The organism is Actinophytocola sediminis (genome assembly GCF_054779715.1).
The window spans coordinates 1-16,620 of sequence record NZ_BAAGXS010000040.1 but is presented as its reverse complement, the minus strand read 5'-3'; the positions used below and the strand labels follow the sequence as shown (position 1 = coordinate 16,620).

Sequence of the window (16,620 nt, the reverse complement as noted above, 5' to 3'; positions counted from 1 at the left end):
GCAGCGAAGGGACCCTTCGCTGCACTGGACGCAGCGAAGGGACCCTTCGCCGCGTTCGGTCACGGTCACGGGGCGACGACCGTCAGCTCCAGGCCGAGCAGGTCGGCCACCGCGGTCAGCTCGGCCACCCGGTGACCGGTGCCCAGCGTCCAGTGGTGCGCGACGCCGGAGGCCGACCACGCGTCGGTCCATTCACCGGGGTCGCAGCCGAAGTCCACGCGCGAGGTGGTGTTGCCGATCCGCAGCAGCGGGCCGGGCACGACCGTGCCCTCGGCGGCGACCATGGTGTACGTGCCGTCGCGCCGCTGACCGAGACCGAACGCGGTCACCGGCCCGTGCGCCACGTCGAACTCCACCGACACACCCCAGCCGCGCTTGCCGTGCAGCACGTCCAGGCCGCGCAGCAGCGGCTTGTGCGCGCTGATCGCCAGGTGTGCCGGCCCGTCGTGGCCCATCTCGACCACGTTGTCCCGGAAGTTGAGCGCCTGGAACTCGGTGAACGAGCCGCCGGCGCCGAGCCGGTCCATGATCAGCATCGCCAGCGAGGTGCGCAGCTCGTACTCGCCGCAGGCCGGGATGCCGCGCGCGGTCAGCAGCGACGCGCCCAGGATCAGGCCGGCGCCGACGCGCTCGTGGGTCTCGCCGTCGAGGCCCCGGTGGTAGTAGGCCAGCGAGTCCAGGGAGAAGTCGTCGACCAGCTGGTCCAGCGCGACCGACACCCGGGCCGCCCACGCCAGGTCCTCGTCGACCACCGAGGAGTCCAGGGTGAACATCGACGTCGCCAGCTCGATCCTGGCCGAGGTCTGCGCGTCGGTCACCTGCTCGACCCGCACCCGCACGTCGTCGATCTCCATGATCTCCACGTGCCCACCGAACTGCGCGGTCACCAGCGTCGGGTCGCTGGCGACGTCCATCATCCCCGGGTAGAGGTGGCCGAGCAGCCCATGGCGCCCGTGCCGCAGCGCGGCCCGCACCCCCGCCGCGGCGATCCAGCGCTCGATCCGCGCCCACGCGCGCTCGTCGCCGAGATACCCGGACACCGAGCGGAACTCCACGCCGCAGCGGCGGAACGCGTTGGCCATCTCCGGCAGCGGGCAGGCGCCGCAGTAGGCGAGCCAGGCGCCGGTGTCGAAGGTCGCGTGGTCCATCACCTCGGTGGGCTGCAGGTTGATCAGCAGCACCGGCGCGCCGGTGCGCTGGGCGACCGGGGCGAGCATCGAGGCGGTCATGTAGGTGGTGAGGAAGCCGATGATCAGGTCGCAGTCGGCCGCCCGCAGCCGCTGCGCCGCGGCCGCGCCGTCGCGCTCGTCGGAGATGAACCCGACGTCCACCACCTCGCAGTCCAGCCCGCGCAGGCGCGCGGACACCCGCTCGGCGGAGTGCCGCAGTTGGGGGAGCAGGTCGGGGAACTGCGGCCAGTAGGCCCCAAGCCCGCCGGCCACGAGCCCGATCTTGGTCTTACGCGGGGTGATCCTCGTGATGCCGAGGCCGGTTTGCCGGTCCAGGGTGTCGGTCATGGTTCTCCCCTTTCAGCGGTGGGTCAGCGGAGGAAGGCGGCGGCGACTCCGGCGTCGACGGGGATGTGCAGGCCGGTGGTCAGCGACAGGTCGCCCGCGGTGAGCGCGAACACCGCCGCGGCGACGTGCTCTGGCAGCACCTCCCGCTTGAGCAGCGTGCGCTTGGCGTAGAAGGCGCCAAGCTCGGACTCCGGCACGCCGTAGACCGCGGCGCGCTGTGCGCCCCAGCCCTTGGCGAAGATGCCGGAGCCGCGCACCACTCCGTCGGGGTTGATGCCGTTGACCCGGATGCCGTGCTCACCGAGCTCGGCGGCCAGCAGCCGGACCTGGTGGGCCTGGTCGGCCTTCGCGGCCCCGTAGGCCACGTTGTTCGGGCCGGCGAACACGGCGTTCTTCGACGAGATGTAGATCAGGTCGCCGCCGAGCCCCTGGTCGATCATGGTCTTCGCGGCGGCGCGGGCGACCAGGAACGAGCCCTTCGCCATCACGTCGTGCTGGCGGTCCCAGTCCCGCTCGGTGGTCTCCAGCAGCGACTTGGAGATCGACAGGCCCGCGTTGTTCACCACCAGGTCCACCCCGCAGAACGCCAGCGCGGTCGCGTCCAGCGCCGCCCGCACGGCGTCGGCGTCGGTCACGTCCGCGGTGACCGCGACCGCCCGGTCGGTGGTGCCGATCTCGGCGGCCACCGTCGCCGCGGCCGCCGCGTCGAGGTCGGCGACCACCACGCACGCGCCCTCGGCGCCCAGCCGCAGCGCGATGGCCCGGCCGATGCCCGAGCCGGCGCCGGTGACCAGCGCGACCCGCCCGGCCAGCGGCTTGGGCGCCGGCTGGCGGCGGAGCTTGGCCTCCTCGAGGGACCAGTACTCGATGCGGAACTTCTCCCGCTCGTCGATCGGCGCGTAGCGGGAGACCGACTCCGCCCCCCGCATGACGTTGATGGCGTTGACGTAGAACTCGCCGGCGACCCGCGCGGTCTGCTTGTCCTTGCCGAAGGAGAACATGCCGACCCCCGGCACGAGCACGATCGCCGGGTCGGCGCCGCGCATGGGCGGGCTGTCGGGGTCGGCGTGGCGCTCGTAGTAGGCGCGGTAGTCCGCGCGGTAGGCCTGGTGCAGTTCGGCCAGGCGGGCGACCACGTCCTCGACCGGCGCGGTCGCCGGCAGGTCGACGACCAGCGGGCGGACCTTGGTGCGCAGGAAGTGGTCCGGGCAGGAGGTGCCGAGTGCGGCCAGCGGCCCGAGCTTCTCGCTGGCGAGGAAGTCGAGGACCTCGTCGGTGTCGGTGTAGTGGCCGACCTGGCGGGCGTCGGTGGAGGCCAGGCCGCGGATCACCGGTGCCAGCGTGGCGGCCCTGGCGTGCCGTTCGTCGGTGGGCAGCGCGGCGAAGCCGGGCACGGCCGCGCCGAAGGGCGCCGCGTCGCCCCGCTCGGCCAGGAAGCGCTCGGCCGTGCGGATGATCTCCAGCGAGTGGTCCCGGCACTGCTCGGAGGTCTCGCCCCAGGCGGTGATGCCGTGGCCGCCGAGGATCACCCCGATCGCCCGCGGGTTGGCGGCCCTGACCGCGGCGATGTCCAGTCCGAGCTGGAAGCCGGGCCGTCGCCAGTCGACCCAGGCGACCCGGTCGCCGAAGCAGGCCTTGGTCAGCGCCTGGCCGTCGACCGAGGTGGCCAGCGCGATGCCGGAGTCGGGGTGCAGGTGGTCGACGTGCGCGGCGTCGACCAGGCCGTGCATCGCGGTGTCGATCGACGGCGCGGCGCCGCCCCGGCCGTGCAGGCAGTAGTCGAACGCGGCGACCATCTCGTCCTCGCGGTCGACGCCCGGGTACACCTCGACCAGCGCGCGCAGCCGGTCCAGCCGCAGCGTCGCCAGCCCGGCCTCGGTGAGCGTGCCCAGGTCACCCCCGGACCCCTTGACCCACAACAGCTCCACCGCCTCGGCCGTCACCGGGTCGACGGCCGTGCCCTTCGCCGAGGTGTTGCCCCCCGCGAAGTTCGTGTTCCGCGGATCGCCCCCCAGCTCGTTGCTCCGCGCCACCAGCTCCCCCGCAGTACTCACGCCCACCCCCGCCCCGCCACGCGATGAAGGCGTCCTTCACCGCACTCAACGCAGCGAAGGGCTCCTTCACCGCACTCGACGCAGCGAAGGGACCCTTCGCTGCGTGCGCTTCCGGTCATGCGCCCCATCCTGCCTGTTGGCCGTCGGCTCGGGTGGTTTCGATCTCGTGTTGGTAGCCGCTGCGTTTGTAGGCGGCGATCGGGTCGGGGTCCAGGCCGGCGTCGGCGCGCACCTCGGCCAGCAGCGGGCGCACGTCGGTGTTGTAGGCGTCCATCAGCACCGCGTTGGCCTCCAGCACGTCGCCCGCGCGTTGGGCCGCGCCCAGCGCGTCCCGGTCGATCAGCAGCGCCTTGGCGGTCGCCTCCTGGACGTTCATCACCGAGCGGATCACCGCGGGGATCTTCTGCTCGATGTTGTGACACTGGTCGAGCATGAACGCGATCCCCCGGTCGGGGTGCAGCGCGTCGCCGCGGACGATCTCGTACATGATCCGGAAGAGCTGGAACGGGTCCGCGGCACCGACCATGAGGTCGTCGTCGGCGTAGAACCGGGAGTTGAAGTCGAACGCGCCGAGTTTCTTCTGCCGCAACAGGAACGCCACGATGAACTCGATGTTCGTGCCCGGCGCGTGGTGGCCGGTGTCGATGCACACCGTCGCCTTGGGGCCCAGCTCGACGCAGTGCGCGTAGGAGGTACCCCAGTCGGGGATGTCGGTGGCGTAGAACGCGGGCTCGAACAGCTTGTACTCCAACACGATCCGCTGGTCGTCGCCGAGCCGGTCGTAGGTCTCCCGCAGCGCGGCGGCCAGCCGGTCCTGCCGGTCGCGCAGGTCGTCCTGGCCGGGGTAGTTGATCCCGTCGGAGAACCACAGCTTCAGGTCGCGCGAACCGGTGGCGTCCATGATCGAGATCGCCTCGATCAGGTGGTCGGTCGCCTTGCGCCGGATGCCGGGGTCCGGGTTGGTGACCGAGCCGAGCTTGTAGTCGTCGTCCTGGAACACGTTGGTGTTGATGGCGCCGATCCGCACGCCCAGCTCGCCGGCGTAGCTGGTCAGGTCGGCGTAGTCGGCCACTGTGTCCCACGGGATGTGCAGCGCCACCGACGGCGCGACGCCGGTGAACCGGTGCACGGTCGCCGCGTCGGCGATCTTCTCCTGGGGCGAGCGGGGCACCCCCGGCTGGGCGAAGACCTTGAACCGGGTGCCGGAGTTGCCGAACGCCCAGGACGGGGTCTCGATCTCTTGGCTTGCGAGTGCTCGCCGCACGGCGGTCAGGTCAGACACTGGAATCACGTTTCCTGGGTGAGTTGGTCGTCGAGGTGGAACACCTCGGTCAGCAGCCGGAACCCCTCGTCCGGCGGCCGGCCGTCGATGCCGGTGAAGAACTCCGCCATCTCGGCCTGCCAGCGCCGGTTCACGTCGGTGGCCGCCATCGCCGCCTGCGCCGCGTCCAGCGAGTCGGCCTCGACGTAGCCGACGAGCAGGCCGTCGGTGTCCACGAACAGCGAGTAGTTCCGCCAGCCGGCGTCGCGCAGCGCCGCGAGCATGTCCGGCCAGACCGATCGGTGCCGTTCGGTGTACTCGGCCAACCGGTCTGACCGGACCTGCAGTCGGAAGCAGTACCTCATGGTCAGAAGTCGAAGTCGTCGATGTTGTTCGCGTCGAACACGGTGGGTGGGCCGAGCACGATCTCGCCGTCCGCGCCGACCTCGTAGTCGCCGAGCTTGCCGGCGGTGAAGGTCTCGCCCTCCTTGCCGGTGATCTGCCCGGACACCAGCGCGACGCCGGCGTAGGCGGCCAGGTAGCCGATGTCGGCCGGGTTCCACAGCGCGAACTCGGCGACCGTCTCGTCCTTGATGTACTCCCGCATCTGGTTGGGCGTGCCAAGACCGGTGATCGCCACCTTGCCCTTGTAGCTCGACGAGCTGACATAGCGCGCGGCCGCGGCGATGCCGACCGTGGTCGGCGACACGATCACCTTCAGGTTCGGGTAGGACTGCAGCAGGCCCTGGGCCTCCTGGAAGGACTTCTGGTCCTCGTCGTTGCCGTAGGCGATCTTCACCAGCTTGAGCTGCGCGTTCTCCGGCTTGGCGAGCTCGGTCTTCATCACCTCGATCCACGCGTTCTGGTTGGTGGCGTTGGGCGTCGCGGACAGGATCGCGATCTCCCCGGAGCCGCCGGCGAGCTTGGTCGTCATCTCGACCAGCTTCTCCCCGATGCCCTGGGTCGACGCCTGGTTGATGAACACGTCGCGGCACTCCTTGGCCGCGTCGGAGTCGAACGAGACCACCTTGATGTCGGCGTCGCGGGCCTGGTTGAGCGACGGGCACACCGCGTTGGGGTCGTTGGCGGCGATGCCGATCACGTCGTGCTGCTGCTGGATCAGCGTGTTGATGTAGCTGACCTGTGAGGAGGCGCTCGCGTCGTTCGGGCCGACCAGCTTGTACTCGCCCTTCAGCTCACCGAGGGCCTCCTCGCCGCCGCTCACCTCGATGTCGGAGTAGGGGTTGTTGAGCTGCTTGGGCAGGAACGCCATCTTGACGCCCTCCTGCAGGGCGGCCTCCGGGTCGGCGGTGCCGGTGGCCTCCGCGCCGCCCGGCTCGTCGGCGGTGTCCTCCCTGGTCGTGCCGCCGCACGCGGCCAGGGTGAGCGCGAGGGCCGCGGCGGTGAGCACGCGTAACGTTCGGTTTCGGGACATCGATGTCGCCTCTCTCGGGAAGATCACTGCGGTTGTCGTTCTGGGGTGCGCAGGCGTCTGCGGCGGGTGGCGGCGCGCACCGAGCGGCCGATGTTGGGCAGCAGCACCGACACGATCAGCAGCGCGCCGGTGACGATGTTGAGCGCCTCGTTGGTCACGTCCTCCAGCCGGAGCGCGTTCTGCACGGTGGCCAGCAGCAGCACGCCGGCGAGCACGCCCGGCATGGCGCCCTTGCCCCCGAAGATGGACACGCCGCCGAGCAGCACCGCGGCCACCACGGCCAGTTCGAGCCCGAGGCCGTTGTCGGCGCGGGCGCTGGAGTAGCGCAGGGTCCACAGCACGCCGGCCAGTCCCGCGACCGCGCCGCTGACCACGAACAGCCAGAACTTCAGCCGGTCGACCCGGACGCCGGAGAACCGCGCGGTCTGCTCGCTGGCGCCGGCGGCGAACACCGCGCGGCCAACCGGCGTCGCGTGCAGCACGACGACGAACAGCGCGGCGAGGACCAGCAGCGGGAGCAACACGTTGGGCACCGGCCCATCGCCGATCGTGCCGGTGGCCCAGCCGGTGAACGCGGCGGGGAAGTCGGCCACCGCGGTGTCGCCGAGCACGACGAACGCGAGCCCGCGGAACAGCGCCATCGTGCCGATGGTGACCGCGAGCGAGGGCAGCCGGAAGACGGTGACGAACACGCCGTTGACCGCGCCGAGCACCGCGCCGAGCAGGACGCACAGCGGGATGATCGTCTCGATGGCCATCCCGCTGGTCCACATCGAGCCCAGGGCCGCGGAGGTGAGCCCGAGCGTGCTGGCGACCGAGAGGTCGATCTCGCCGGTGATGATGACGAAGGTCATCGGCAGCGCCAGCAGCGCGATGGGCAGCAGGTCGAGCACCAGGAAGCCGACGTTGCGGGTGGTGGCGAAGTTCTCCACCACGCCGCTGGCCACCACCAGGGCCAGGACGGCGACCAGGATGACCGCGACGTCCCAGCTGGCCAGCCGAGGTGCGCGGAAAGTGCGGTTGCTCGCAAGCTCGGTCATCGGGCGGCCCCACTTCTCTTCAACGCCCGCGCGGTGCGCACGGCGACCAGCCGGTCGACCCCGATGGCGAGCAGGATCAGCGCGCCGACGATGGCCTGCTGCCAGAACTGGTTGATGTCCAGCACCGCGAGGGCGTTGCCGATCACGGTGAGCAGCAGCGCGCCGAGCGCGGCGCCCCACACGGTGCCGCTGCCGCCGAACACCGCGACCCCGCCGACCACGGCCGCGGCGACCACGTTGAGCTCGTAGCCGGTGCCCGCGGCGGCGTCGATGGTGCCGAACCGGACGGCGAACAGCACGCCGGCCAGGCCCGCGAGCGCCCCGCTGACGGCGAACGCGCCGAGGGTGTTGCGCCCGACGCGGATGCCGGCGAGCGAGGCGGCCTCGGGGTTGGAGCCCATCGCGTACAGCTCCCGGCCGACCCGGTAGTTGCGCAGGATGACGCCGGCGGCCGCGACCACCACCAGCGCGATGATCACCAGCCAGGGGATCCCGAGCACGGACTCGCCGGCGAAGGACAGGAACCGGCGGGGGAGCTCGTCGGCGGTGATCTGCTGGCCGCCGGCCCAGCTGTAGGTGATGCCGCGGAAGACGTAGAGGGTGCCGAGGGTGACCACCAGGGCCGGGACCTGGCCGTAGCGCACGAGCACGCCGTTCATCAGCCCGCAGACCCCGCCGATCGCGATCCCGACCAGCAGCGCGACGAACACCGGGAGACCGGGGTTGTCCTGCATGACCGTGCCGACCGCGAAGGCGGTGAGCCCGAGCACCGAGCCGACCGACAGGTCGATGTTCCTGGTGACGATCACGATGGCCTGGCCGACCGCGAGCACCGCGAGGATCGACGTGCCGAGCAGGATGTCCCGGATGCTCTGCGCGGACAGGAACCGCGGGTTGGCGAAGGCCGTGTACCCGACCAACACCGCCAACGCCAGCACGATCCCCAGCTCCCGCACCCGCAGCAGCGCCCCCAGCCGCCCACCCGATGTCACAGCCTCCGTGTCCGGCCCAGCCACCGGCGCCCTCACCGTGCTCACGCCACGCCCGCCGCCCCGCAGCGAAGGGCTCCTTCGCTGCGTGCAGTGCAGTGAAGGGACCCTTCGCTGCGTCGAGTGCGAGGAGGGGGGGTCATGGGGTTGCTCCCTGGCCCATGGCGGCGAACATGATGGACTCCTCGGTGGCCTCGGCGCGGGGGAGTTCGGCGACGATCCGGCCCTCGCGCATGACCAGGACCCGGTCGGCCATGCCGAGCACCTCCGGCAGTTCCGAGGACACCATCAGCACCGCCACCCCCTCCTCGGCCAGCGCCGACATCAGCCGGTGCACCTCGGCCTTCGTGCCGACATCGATGCCTCTGGTCGGCTCGTCCACGATCAGCACCCCCGGCGTGGTCGCCAGCCACTTGGCCAGCACGACCTTCTGCTGGTTACCCCCCGACAGCGTGCGCACCGGATCGGCCAGCCTGCCGTACCTGGTCCGCAACCGCTCGGTCCAGCGCGCCGCCTCCCGCCGCTCGGCACCCCCGCCGAGCAGTCCCAGCCTGGCCAGCGCACCCGCGCGCGGCAGCGTCACGTTGCGCTGGATCGACAGGTCCATCACCAGCCCCTGCTGGCGCCGGTCCTCCGGCACCAACGCCATCCCGGCGGCCATGGCCGCCCGAGACGACCGCGGCCGGACCCGCTTCCCGTTGACCCGCACGGTCCCCGCGTCCCGACCGTCCACTCCGAACACCGCCTGGACGACCTCCGACCGGCCGGCGCCGACCAGCCCGGCGAGCGCGACGATCTCCCCGGCCCGCACCTCGAACGTCACGTCCCGGAACGCCCCGGCCCGGGTCAGGCCGTCGACCTCCAGGACGACCGCCCCCGGCTCGACCTCCTGCTTGGGGAACAGCGCGTCGAGGTCCCGGCCGACCATCCGCCGCACCATCTCCTCGACGGTCAGCTCACCGATCGGGTCGGTCGACACGTGCCCACCGTCACGCATGATCGTCACCTGATCACACAGCGCGGTGATCTCCTCGAACCGGTGCGAGATGAACAGCACCGCGGCTCCCTCGTCCCGCAGCGCGCGGACCACCGCGAACAGCCGCGCGACCTCGACCGAGGAGAGCGCGGCGGTCGGCTCGTCCATGATCAGCACCCGGGCCCGGCCGCCGATCGCCTTCGCGATCTCGACGATCTGCTGGTCGGCGATGGACAGCCCGCGCGCGGGCCGCGCCGGGTCCAGGTGCACCCCCAGTCGATCGAACAACTCCGTGGCCGACTGGCGCATCCGGCCACGGTCGATGATCCCGAACCGGCCGCGCGGCTGGCGCCCCATGGCGATGTTCTCGGCCACCGACAGGTCCGGGAACAGGGTCGGCTCCTGGTAGATGACCGCGATGCCGGCGTCCATGGCATCGCCAGGCCCACCGAACTCGACCGGCTCGCCGTCGACCAGCAGGCTGCCGGTGTCCGGCCGGTGCACCCCGGCCAGCATCTTCACGATCGTTGACTTGCCGGCGCCGTTCTCCCCGACCAGCGCGTGTACCTCGCCGGCGAGCAACCGCAGCGAGCATCCCCGAACGGCGGCCACGCTGCCGAACGACTTGGCGACGTCGAGGACCTCCAACAGCGGCGTGGTGGCCTGCGTCATCGCGGGCACCTCCCGGAATGAAAGGTTTCAAGGTCCGTCGTCGGGGAACGTATCGGCCGCGTTCCCAGGCGTCAAGACACCCGTCACCAGGGGCTACACTTCGGCCATCCAGGTAACGTTTCAGCTCGGGGGGTTCCGTGACCGCAGAGCCGCAGCGGTCGGTGAGCGTCCGCGAGGTCGCCGCGCTCGCCGAGGTCTCCCTCGGCACGGTCTCCAACGTGCTCAACCGGCCGGAGACGGTCAGCGCCACCACCCTGGCCAGGGTCCGGGCGGCGATGTCCCAGCTCGGCTTCGTGCGCAACGAGTCCGCCCGCCAACTGCGCGCTGGCCGCAGCCGGACCATGGCCTACGTCATGCTCGACGGCAGCAACCCGTTCTTCACCGACGTCGCCAAGGGGATCGAGGAGGAGGCGGAGGCCAACGACCTGTCGCTGTACATGTGCAACAGCGACAACCGGGTCGAGCGCGAGCTGACCTACCTCAGCCGGCTCGAACAGCAGCGGGTGCAGGGCGTGCTGATCACGCCGGCCGACGCGGACGCCGCGATCCTCGACGAGCTGCCCCGCCGGGGCACCCCGCTGGTCATCGTCGACCGCACCCGGGCGGCCGGCACCCACTGCTCGGTCGCCGTGGACGACGTGCTCGGCGGTGAGCTCGCCGTGGACCACCTGCTCGAGCTCGGTCATGAGCGGATCGCGTTCATCGGCGGTCCGCTCGCGCTCGGCCAGGTCCGCGACCGCCGCGACGGCGCGCTCGCCGCGCTGACCCGCGCCGGGCTCGACCCGGAACGGTTGACCCACCTGGAAACCACCGCGCTGACTGTCGCGGAAGGACGCAACGCGGGGGAGCGGCTGGCCGGGCTGTCGGCGCGGGTGCGCCCGACGGCGGTGTTCTGCGCCAACGACCTGCTCGCGCTCGGCCTGCTGCAGCAGTGCGTGAGCATTCGCCTGCGGGTGCCGGAGGATCTGGCGATCGTGGGCTACGACGACATCGACTTCGCCGCCGCGTCGGCGATTCCGTTGACCTCGGTGCGCCAGCCACGGCGCCAGCTCGGCCGTACCGCGGCCGGGTTGCTGTTGTCGGAGGCCAACGATCAAAACCACCGGCACGAGCAGGTGCTGTTCACTCCGGAGCTGATCGTCCGCCGGTCCAGCCTGTCGTCGGCCTGAGAGCGCTCCCGGTAGCGGACCACCCGAATGGCGCTGTTGCGGGGAAATTCTTGCGAAGCTACCCTGGGAGCGCTCCCAGGGCCGCGAGCAGAGGGATTGGTTTCCCATGAACAGAGTCGTTCTCCGCATGGTTCTCGCCGTGCTCATCGTCGCCGCGAGCGGTTTCGCCGCCGGTCAGACGATCTCCGCGCAACCAGCACCCGTGCGCGTGATGCCACTGGGTGACTCGATCACCGGCTCGCCAGGATGTTGGCGATCACTGCTGTGGAATAGCTTGCAGGACAACGGATACACCGACATCGACTTCGTCGGCACGCTGGGCCCGCAGGGCTGCGGGGTGCCCTACGACGGCGACAACGAGGGTCACGGCGGCGCGCTGGTCACCAATGTCGCCGCACAGAACCAACTGACCGGCTGGCTGTCGGCGACCAGTCCGGACGTCGTGGTGATGCACTTCGGCACCAACGATGTCTGGAGCAACCGCGCGACCTCGGCCATTCTCGACGCGTACAGCACGCTGGTCGACCAGATGCGCGCGAACAACCCCGCGATGAAGATCATCGTCGCGCAGATCATTCCGATGAGTCCCGGCTCCTGCCAGGAATGCGCCGCCCGCGTGGTGAACCTCAACGCCGCGATCCCCGGCTGGGCGAGCGCGAAGAGCACTGTCCAGTCACCGATCACGGTCGTCGACCAGTGGACTGGATTCTCCACCGCCGCCGACACCTACGACGGCGTGCACCCGAACGCGGCCGGAGACCAGAAGATCTCCGACAGGTGGTACCCCGCGGTGGTCGACGCCGTGGGCTGACAAGTGGGAGGGAAGACGTGAAGACTCGGCGCACTTTCGCGATTTCCACGCTACTCGCGGTCCTGCTCTCGATGTTGTTCCTGCCGGTGCCGGCGCAGTCCGCGCCGACCGGCCTGCGGGTCAACGGCACCCGTGTCGTCGAGGCCAACGGCTCGGCGTTCGTCATGCGCGGGGTGAGCCACGCGCATGTCTGGTACCAGAACGAAACGGCGTCCTTCGCGGGCATCAAGTCCCACGGCGCGAACACCGTCCGGGTCGTACTCGGCAGCGGGCAACGCTGGGGGCCGTCGACCGACGTCGGCAACGTGGTGTCTTTGTGCAAGCAGTCGCGGCTGATCTGCGTGCTGGAAGTGCACGACACCACCGGTTACGGCGAGGAGGGCGCGGCGGCGACGCTCGACCAGGCGGTCTCGTACTGGATCAGCCAGAAGAGCGCGCTGGTCGGCCAGGAGGACTACGTCGTCATCAACATCGGCAACGAGCCGTTCGGCAACAACGCCCAGATCAGCGCGACCTGGGCGACGGCGACCTCGAACGCGATCAACCGGTTGCGCAGCAACGGTTTCAACCATCTGATCATGGCTGACGCGCCGATGTGGGGACAGGACTGGGGCAACATCATGCGGGACAACGCCGCCTCGGTGTTCGCCAGCGACCCGGACCGCAACACGGTCTTCTCCGTCCACATGTACGGCGTGTACGACACCGCAGCGGAGATCAACGCCTACTTCGACGCGTTCCGCACCGCCGGGCTGCCGTTGGTGGTCGGCGAGTTCGGGCACAACCACTCCGACGGGAACCCGGACGAGGACACGATCATGGCGCAGGCGCAGTCGCGTGGACTCGGCTACATCGGCTGGTCGTGGAGCGGCAACAGCGGCGGCGTCGAGTACCTGGACATGGTCACCGGCTTCAACCCGGCGAGCCTCACCTCGTGGGGTGAGCGAATCTTCAACGGTGCCAACGGAATCCGCGCGACCGCACGGGAGGCGACGATCTACGGCGGTGGCGGCGAGCCGGACGAGGAGCCGCCGACCAACCCCGGCACGCCGAGCGTGTCGGCGGTGACCGCCAACTCGGCCACCCTCACCTGGAGCGCGGCCACCGACGACGTCGGGGTGAGCGGCTACGACGTCTACCGCGCCACCGGTGCCAGCGGCGGCGCGTTCACGTTGGTCAGCACCTCGGGCACGACCTCGCACACCGCGACCGGACTGTCCCCGGAGACCACCTACCGGTTCTACGTGCGGGCCAAGGACGCCGCCGGCAACGTCTCCGGGAACTCCGGCACGGCGTCGGTGACGACCCAGTCCGGCCCGGTCGGCGGTGACTGCCGGGTGAGCTACCAGACGAGCAACTGGGGCGGCTCAAGCGGGTTCACCGCGAACATCACCATCACCAACACCGGCACGGCCGCGATCGAGGGCTGGGCGCTGGAGTTCAGCTTCCCGGCCGGGCAGCGGGTGACCCAGCCGGGGTGGGGCGCGACGTACACGCAGGCGGCCAACAGCGCGGACGTCACCGCGACCAACGTCGCCTACAACGCGCGCATCGCGCCCGGCGGCTCGGTCGGCATCGGCTTCAACGGCACCTACAGCGGGACCAACACCGCGGTCAGCGGCTTCACGCTGAACGACCAGGCCTGCGGCACCGGCTGAGGTCAGCCGAGCCGGAAATCGGCGACGTGGACCGGTGAGGGCGTGCTGCCGGACGACCGCTGTTGGTAGAGCACCGACAGCACGCCCTCGCTGGCCATCCTGGTGTGGTCCACAGTGACCTCACCGAAGATGTTCATGCTCGGCCGGTCGAACGCCAGGGTCCAGTCGGTCCACCCGCTGGCTTTCGACGCGCTGACGATCCGGCCGAAGGGCATGACCAGATAGGCGTTGTCCGCGCGGTCGAACAGGATCCGGGTGCGTCCGGTGGCGTTGGGCTGGATCGGGACCTCGCGTTTGGTCCAGGAACCGTTGGCACCACGGAAGACGTGGAACGACCGGGCCCAGCGGGTGCGGTCGGCGGCGTAGCTGGTGACGCACTGGGTGAACCGGCCGGGCACGTAGCTGATCACCACGTGTGGGGCGCCGGTCGAGTCGATCGCCTGGCTTTCCTGGTTCATCAGGCCGTGGTTGGGGTCGAGCGGGTCGACGACCAGCGCGGCGGACACCGCGACCGGGGAGGCGCCGGTGGTGCCGGCGAGTTGGCCGGTGTTCGTGCGCCAGGTGCGGCCGCGGTCGTCGCTGTAGACGTAGCCGGTGTCGTGGTTGGTCAACCCGCCCGCGTTGCACAGCACCCCGGCGTTGCCCTCCCGCCAGGTGAACGCGGCGTGCAGCCGGCCGCCGGGACCGTAGGTCAGGCCGTGCAGGTACATGTTGCGGGTCGTGCTGGCCACGCCGTTGGGCGCGGTCCAGGTCCCGGTGGCCGAGGACCACTTGCCGAGCTTGCGCCAGGTGCCGGCGTCGTACTCGGCCAACTCCAGGGTGCCGTTGCCCGAACCGCCGGTGCGGTAGCTGAACTGGAGTCGTCGCTCCGGCGTGACGATGAACCGCGGATAGCTGATCCCACCGAGGTCCACGCCGTCGAGAGTGCGCGCCACGGCGCCGAACCTGGCGGGTGACCAGTCGTGTGCGGCGGGCGTGGACACCAGGCCGGCGACGGACTTGACGTAGAACACCGGGGTGTTGTGGGTGTCCATCGCGATGTGCAGCCGGCCGTCGGCGGGGGAGATGCCAAGCGAGATCACGTTGTGCGAGTCGTTGGCGGTCAGTTTGTGTGGTAGCACGGCTTTCTGCCAGGCGCCGTCGGGCAGCCGGCGGCGGGCGACCACGGCACTACGGTCGGCGGTGTACCAGGTGGTGTACTGGTAGCCGGCGTGGGTGAGGATCGCGTCCTGTTGGAAGGACTCGTTGTTCACCAGGCCGTCGTAGGACACGAAGTACAGCGCGGCCGGATCGAGCTGGGTGTCCCGGACCAGGGTCACCCCGGGCGCTGCCCGCGTCTGTCCACTGTGTTCGGCGGTCGCGGCTGGCGCCGGCCCGACGAGGGACGCGGCCACCGCGGCGGCCGTGCCCAGGAAGGTCCTGCGGGATGGGGACGGCTGAGGCATGAGCGACTCCCTGGTTCAGAACTCGCGATGGCTGACGTGGCCGGGAATGCGGACCTCGGCCACCGGTCTGCCCTGGTGTACGGCGAAGTCGGTGACCTCGCGCAGCACGAAGCTCGGGGCGCCGTCGGCCTTGTGCAGGCGTACCCGGTGGAAGTCGGCGTCCCGCACGTCCTCCAGCACCACCGCGGGCCGGGTGTCCGGCCGGTCGAACCGGCAGTCCACATTGTCCAGTTGGATGCCGGTGACGTGCCGGACGTAGAACGCCCAGGCCGGCAGGATGCCGAACATCGACGGCTCCGGGTAGGCCTGCGGCCGGTCGGGTACCGCGTAGGGCTCGCGCGCGCCCGGCTCGGCGAAGAAGGTGTTGATCAGCTCGGGCGGTTGTTCGGCGGCCTCGGTCATGGACAGCCCGCCGCGCGTGTACACCCGGATGTTGTGCAGCCGCACGTCCTCGATGTTCTCGCCGGGGAGTCCCACGATCATCGACGGGTAGCGCGGGTCGGCGTTGTGCACGGTGAGGTCGCTGATGCTGATCCGGCGCAGCTTGCCGATCTCCCGGCCGGCCGGCCCGCGCATCCGGGCGCCGATGCGCAGGAACAGCGGGGTGTTGGACACGTCCCGCATGGTGATGTTGGTGATCGTGATGTCCTCGAGCAGCCCGCCGTCGACGGTTTCCAGCGCCAGCCCACGACAGCGCTCGAAGATCATGTTCGAGATCGCGATGTTGCGGAACCCGCCGTTGGACTCGGTGCCGAACTTGATCCGCCCGGTCGGGCCGTCCCGGTCGGCGGCCGCCGGGTCGTCGCGCCCGTAGGTGCCGTCGACCAGCGTGCCGACGTCGTACCCGCTGACCATCGAGTCGGCGATGGTGACGTTCTCGGTCGCCCGGGGAAAGCCGAGGGCGTAGGAGCTCTTGAGCACGATCGCGTCGTCGCCGTGGGTGTTCACGGTGCAGTCGGCGATGCGGACGTTGCGGCAGCAGTCGATGTTGATGCCGTCGCGGATGGTGTCGATCCGGACATTGTGGATGGTCAGGTTGTCCACCCCGGTCGGCAGGATCGACAGGTGCCCGCCACGCACTATGGTGAGGTCCCGGATCACCACGTTGCGGCAGAGCTTGAGCGCGATCGCCTTGTCCCCGGTGCCCGATGGGCTGTCCGCCGACATGTTCCGCACCAGCGCGGCGCCGTCGATCAGCCCTGGTCCGCTGATCTGGATGTTCTCCAGTTCCTCGCCCCAGATCAGGCTCGCCCGCCAGTGGCTGTGTCCGAAGTCCTGGTACGGGTTGCCGGCGCCAACGCCAGGGTCGTCGAAACCCTTGCCGTCCTTCGGTTGCGCGGCCAACAGGCACGCTCCCTGGTCCAGGTGCAGGGTGACGTTGCTGCGCAGCCGTACCGAGTAGCTCGCGTAGGTGCCGGCCGGGAAGAACACCGTGCCGCCCGCGCGGGCGGCGGCCTCGACGGCCCGGTTGATCGCCGGCGAGTCGATCGTGGTGCCGTCGCCCCGCGCGCCGAACTCGCGCACGTCGAAGAACGGGCCGGTCCGGTGCGGCGCCGCGCTCGCTGGGCCGCCACCGGACAGCGCGAGCCCGCC

General features: G+C 70.5%; 13 protein-coding genes. 3 read left to right on the top strand and 10 right to left on the bottom strand.

The window, feature by feature from the left end; all coding sequences use genetic code 11:
- Positions 1-65 precede the first annotated feature (65 nt).
- From ACYVIP_RS24345 to ACYVIP_RS24310, 8 genes are all read right to left on the bottom strand, one after another.
- Entirely contained in the window at positions 66-1,517 is a 1,452-nt protein-coding gene (locus ACYVIP_RS24345) for an arabinose isomerase (RefSeq protein ID WP_460400180.1), read from the bottom strand.
- 23 nt (positions 1,518-1,540) lie between these two features.
- The gene (locus tag ACYVIP_RS24340; protein WP_460400178.1) at positions 1,541-3,571 is read right to left on the bottom strand and encodes a bifunctional aldolase/short-chain dehydrogenase; all 2,031 of its coding nucleotides are present in this window, start codon (positions 3,569-3,571) and stop codon (positions 1,541-1,543) included.
- A 115-nt stretch (positions 3,572-3,686) separates the two neighbouring features.
- Positions 3,687-4,862, bottom strand: a complete 1,176-nt coding sequence (rhaI, locus tag ACYVIP_RS24335) for an L-rhamnose isomerase (RefSeq protein ID WP_460400176.1) — start codon at positions 4,860-4,862, stop codon at positions 3,687-3,689.
- On the bottom strand, positions 4,859-5,197 hold the full coding sequence (locus ACYVIP_RS24330) for an L-rhamnose mutarotase (protein WP_460400174.1): 339 nt from the start codon (positions 5,195-5,197) through the stop codon (positions 4,859-4,861). Before ACYVIP_RS24330 ends, rhaI begins: the two co-directional genes overlap by 4 nt.
- Positions 5,198-5,199: 2 nt before the next feature.
- Positions 5,200-6,267, bottom strand: coding sequence for a rhamnose ABC transporter substrate-binding protein (rhaS, locus tag ACYVIP_RS24325; protein ID WP_460400172.1), 1,068 nt, complete (start codon positions 6,265-6,267; stop codon positions 5,200-5,202).
- A gap of 23 nt (positions 6,268-6,290) precedes the next feature.
- Entirely contained in the window at positions 6,291-7,307 is a 1,017-nt protein-coding gene (locus ACYVIP_RS24320) for an ABC transporter permease (RefSeq protein WP_460400170.1), read from the bottom strand.
- A complete protein-coding gene (locus ACYVIP_RS24315; protein WP_460400168.1) occupies positions 7,304-8,299 on the bottom strand; it encodes an ABC transporter permease in 996 nt (331 codons plus the stop codon). The genes ACYVIP_RS24320 and ACYVIP_RS24315 overlap by 4 nt, the downstream gene beginning before the upstream one ends.
- Positions 8,300-8,435: 136 nt before the next feature.
- Positions 8,436-9,944: a sugar ABC transporter ATP-binding protein gene (locus ACYVIP_RS24310; RefSeq protein ID WP_460400166.1), complete on the bottom strand. Its 1,509-nt coding sequence runs from the start codon at positions 9,942-9,944 to the stop codon at positions 8,436-8,438.
- A gap of 137 nt (positions 9,945-10,081) precedes the next feature.
- Here ACYVIP_RS24310 and ACYVIP_RS24305 point away from each other — a divergent pair, with 137 nt between their 5' ends.
- The 3 genes from ACYVIP_RS24305 (at position 10,082) to ACYVIP_RS24295 (ending at position 13,582) form a co-directional block, all read left to right on the top strand.
- Complete coding sequence (locus ACYVIP_RS24305) at positions 10,082-11,113, top strand: LacI family DNA-binding transcriptional regulator (RefSeq protein ID WP_460400164.1); 1,032 nt, start codon at positions 10,082-10,084, stop codon at positions 11,111-11,113.
- 106 nt (positions 11,114-11,219) lie between these two features.
- On the top strand, positions 11,220-11,924 hold the full coding sequence (locus ACYVIP_RS24300) for an SGNH/GDSL hydrolase family protein (protein WP_460400162.1): 705 nt from the start codon (positions 11,220-11,222) through the stop codon (positions 11,922-11,924).
- Between the two features lie 17 nt (positions 11,925-11,941).
- Positions 11,942-13,582 carry a cellulase family glycosylhydrolase gene (locus ACYVIP_RS24295; protein WP_460400160.1) on the top strand — a complete coding sequence of 547 codons (1,641 nt, stop codon included), beginning with the start codon at positions 11,942-11,944 and terminating at the stop codon, positions 13,580-13,582.
- Positions 13,583-13,584: 2 nt separating this feature from the next.
- Here ACYVIP_RS24295 and ACYVIP_RS24290 read toward each other — a convergent pair whose 3' ends face one another.
- Together ACYVIP_RS24290 and ACYVIP_RS24285 are read right to left on the bottom strand one after the other, a co-directional pair.
- Positions 13,585-15,027, bottom strand: a complete 1,443-nt coding sequence (locus ACYVIP_RS24290; protein WP_460400158.1) for a BNR repeat-containing protein — start codon at positions 15,025-15,027, stop codon at positions 13,585-13,587.
- A gap of 15 nt (positions 15,028-15,042) precedes the next feature.
- Positions 15,043-16,620: rhamnogalacturonidase (locus ACYVIP_RS24285; protein WP_460400156.1), on the bottom strand; the 1,578-nt coding region annotated here is incomplete at its 5' end.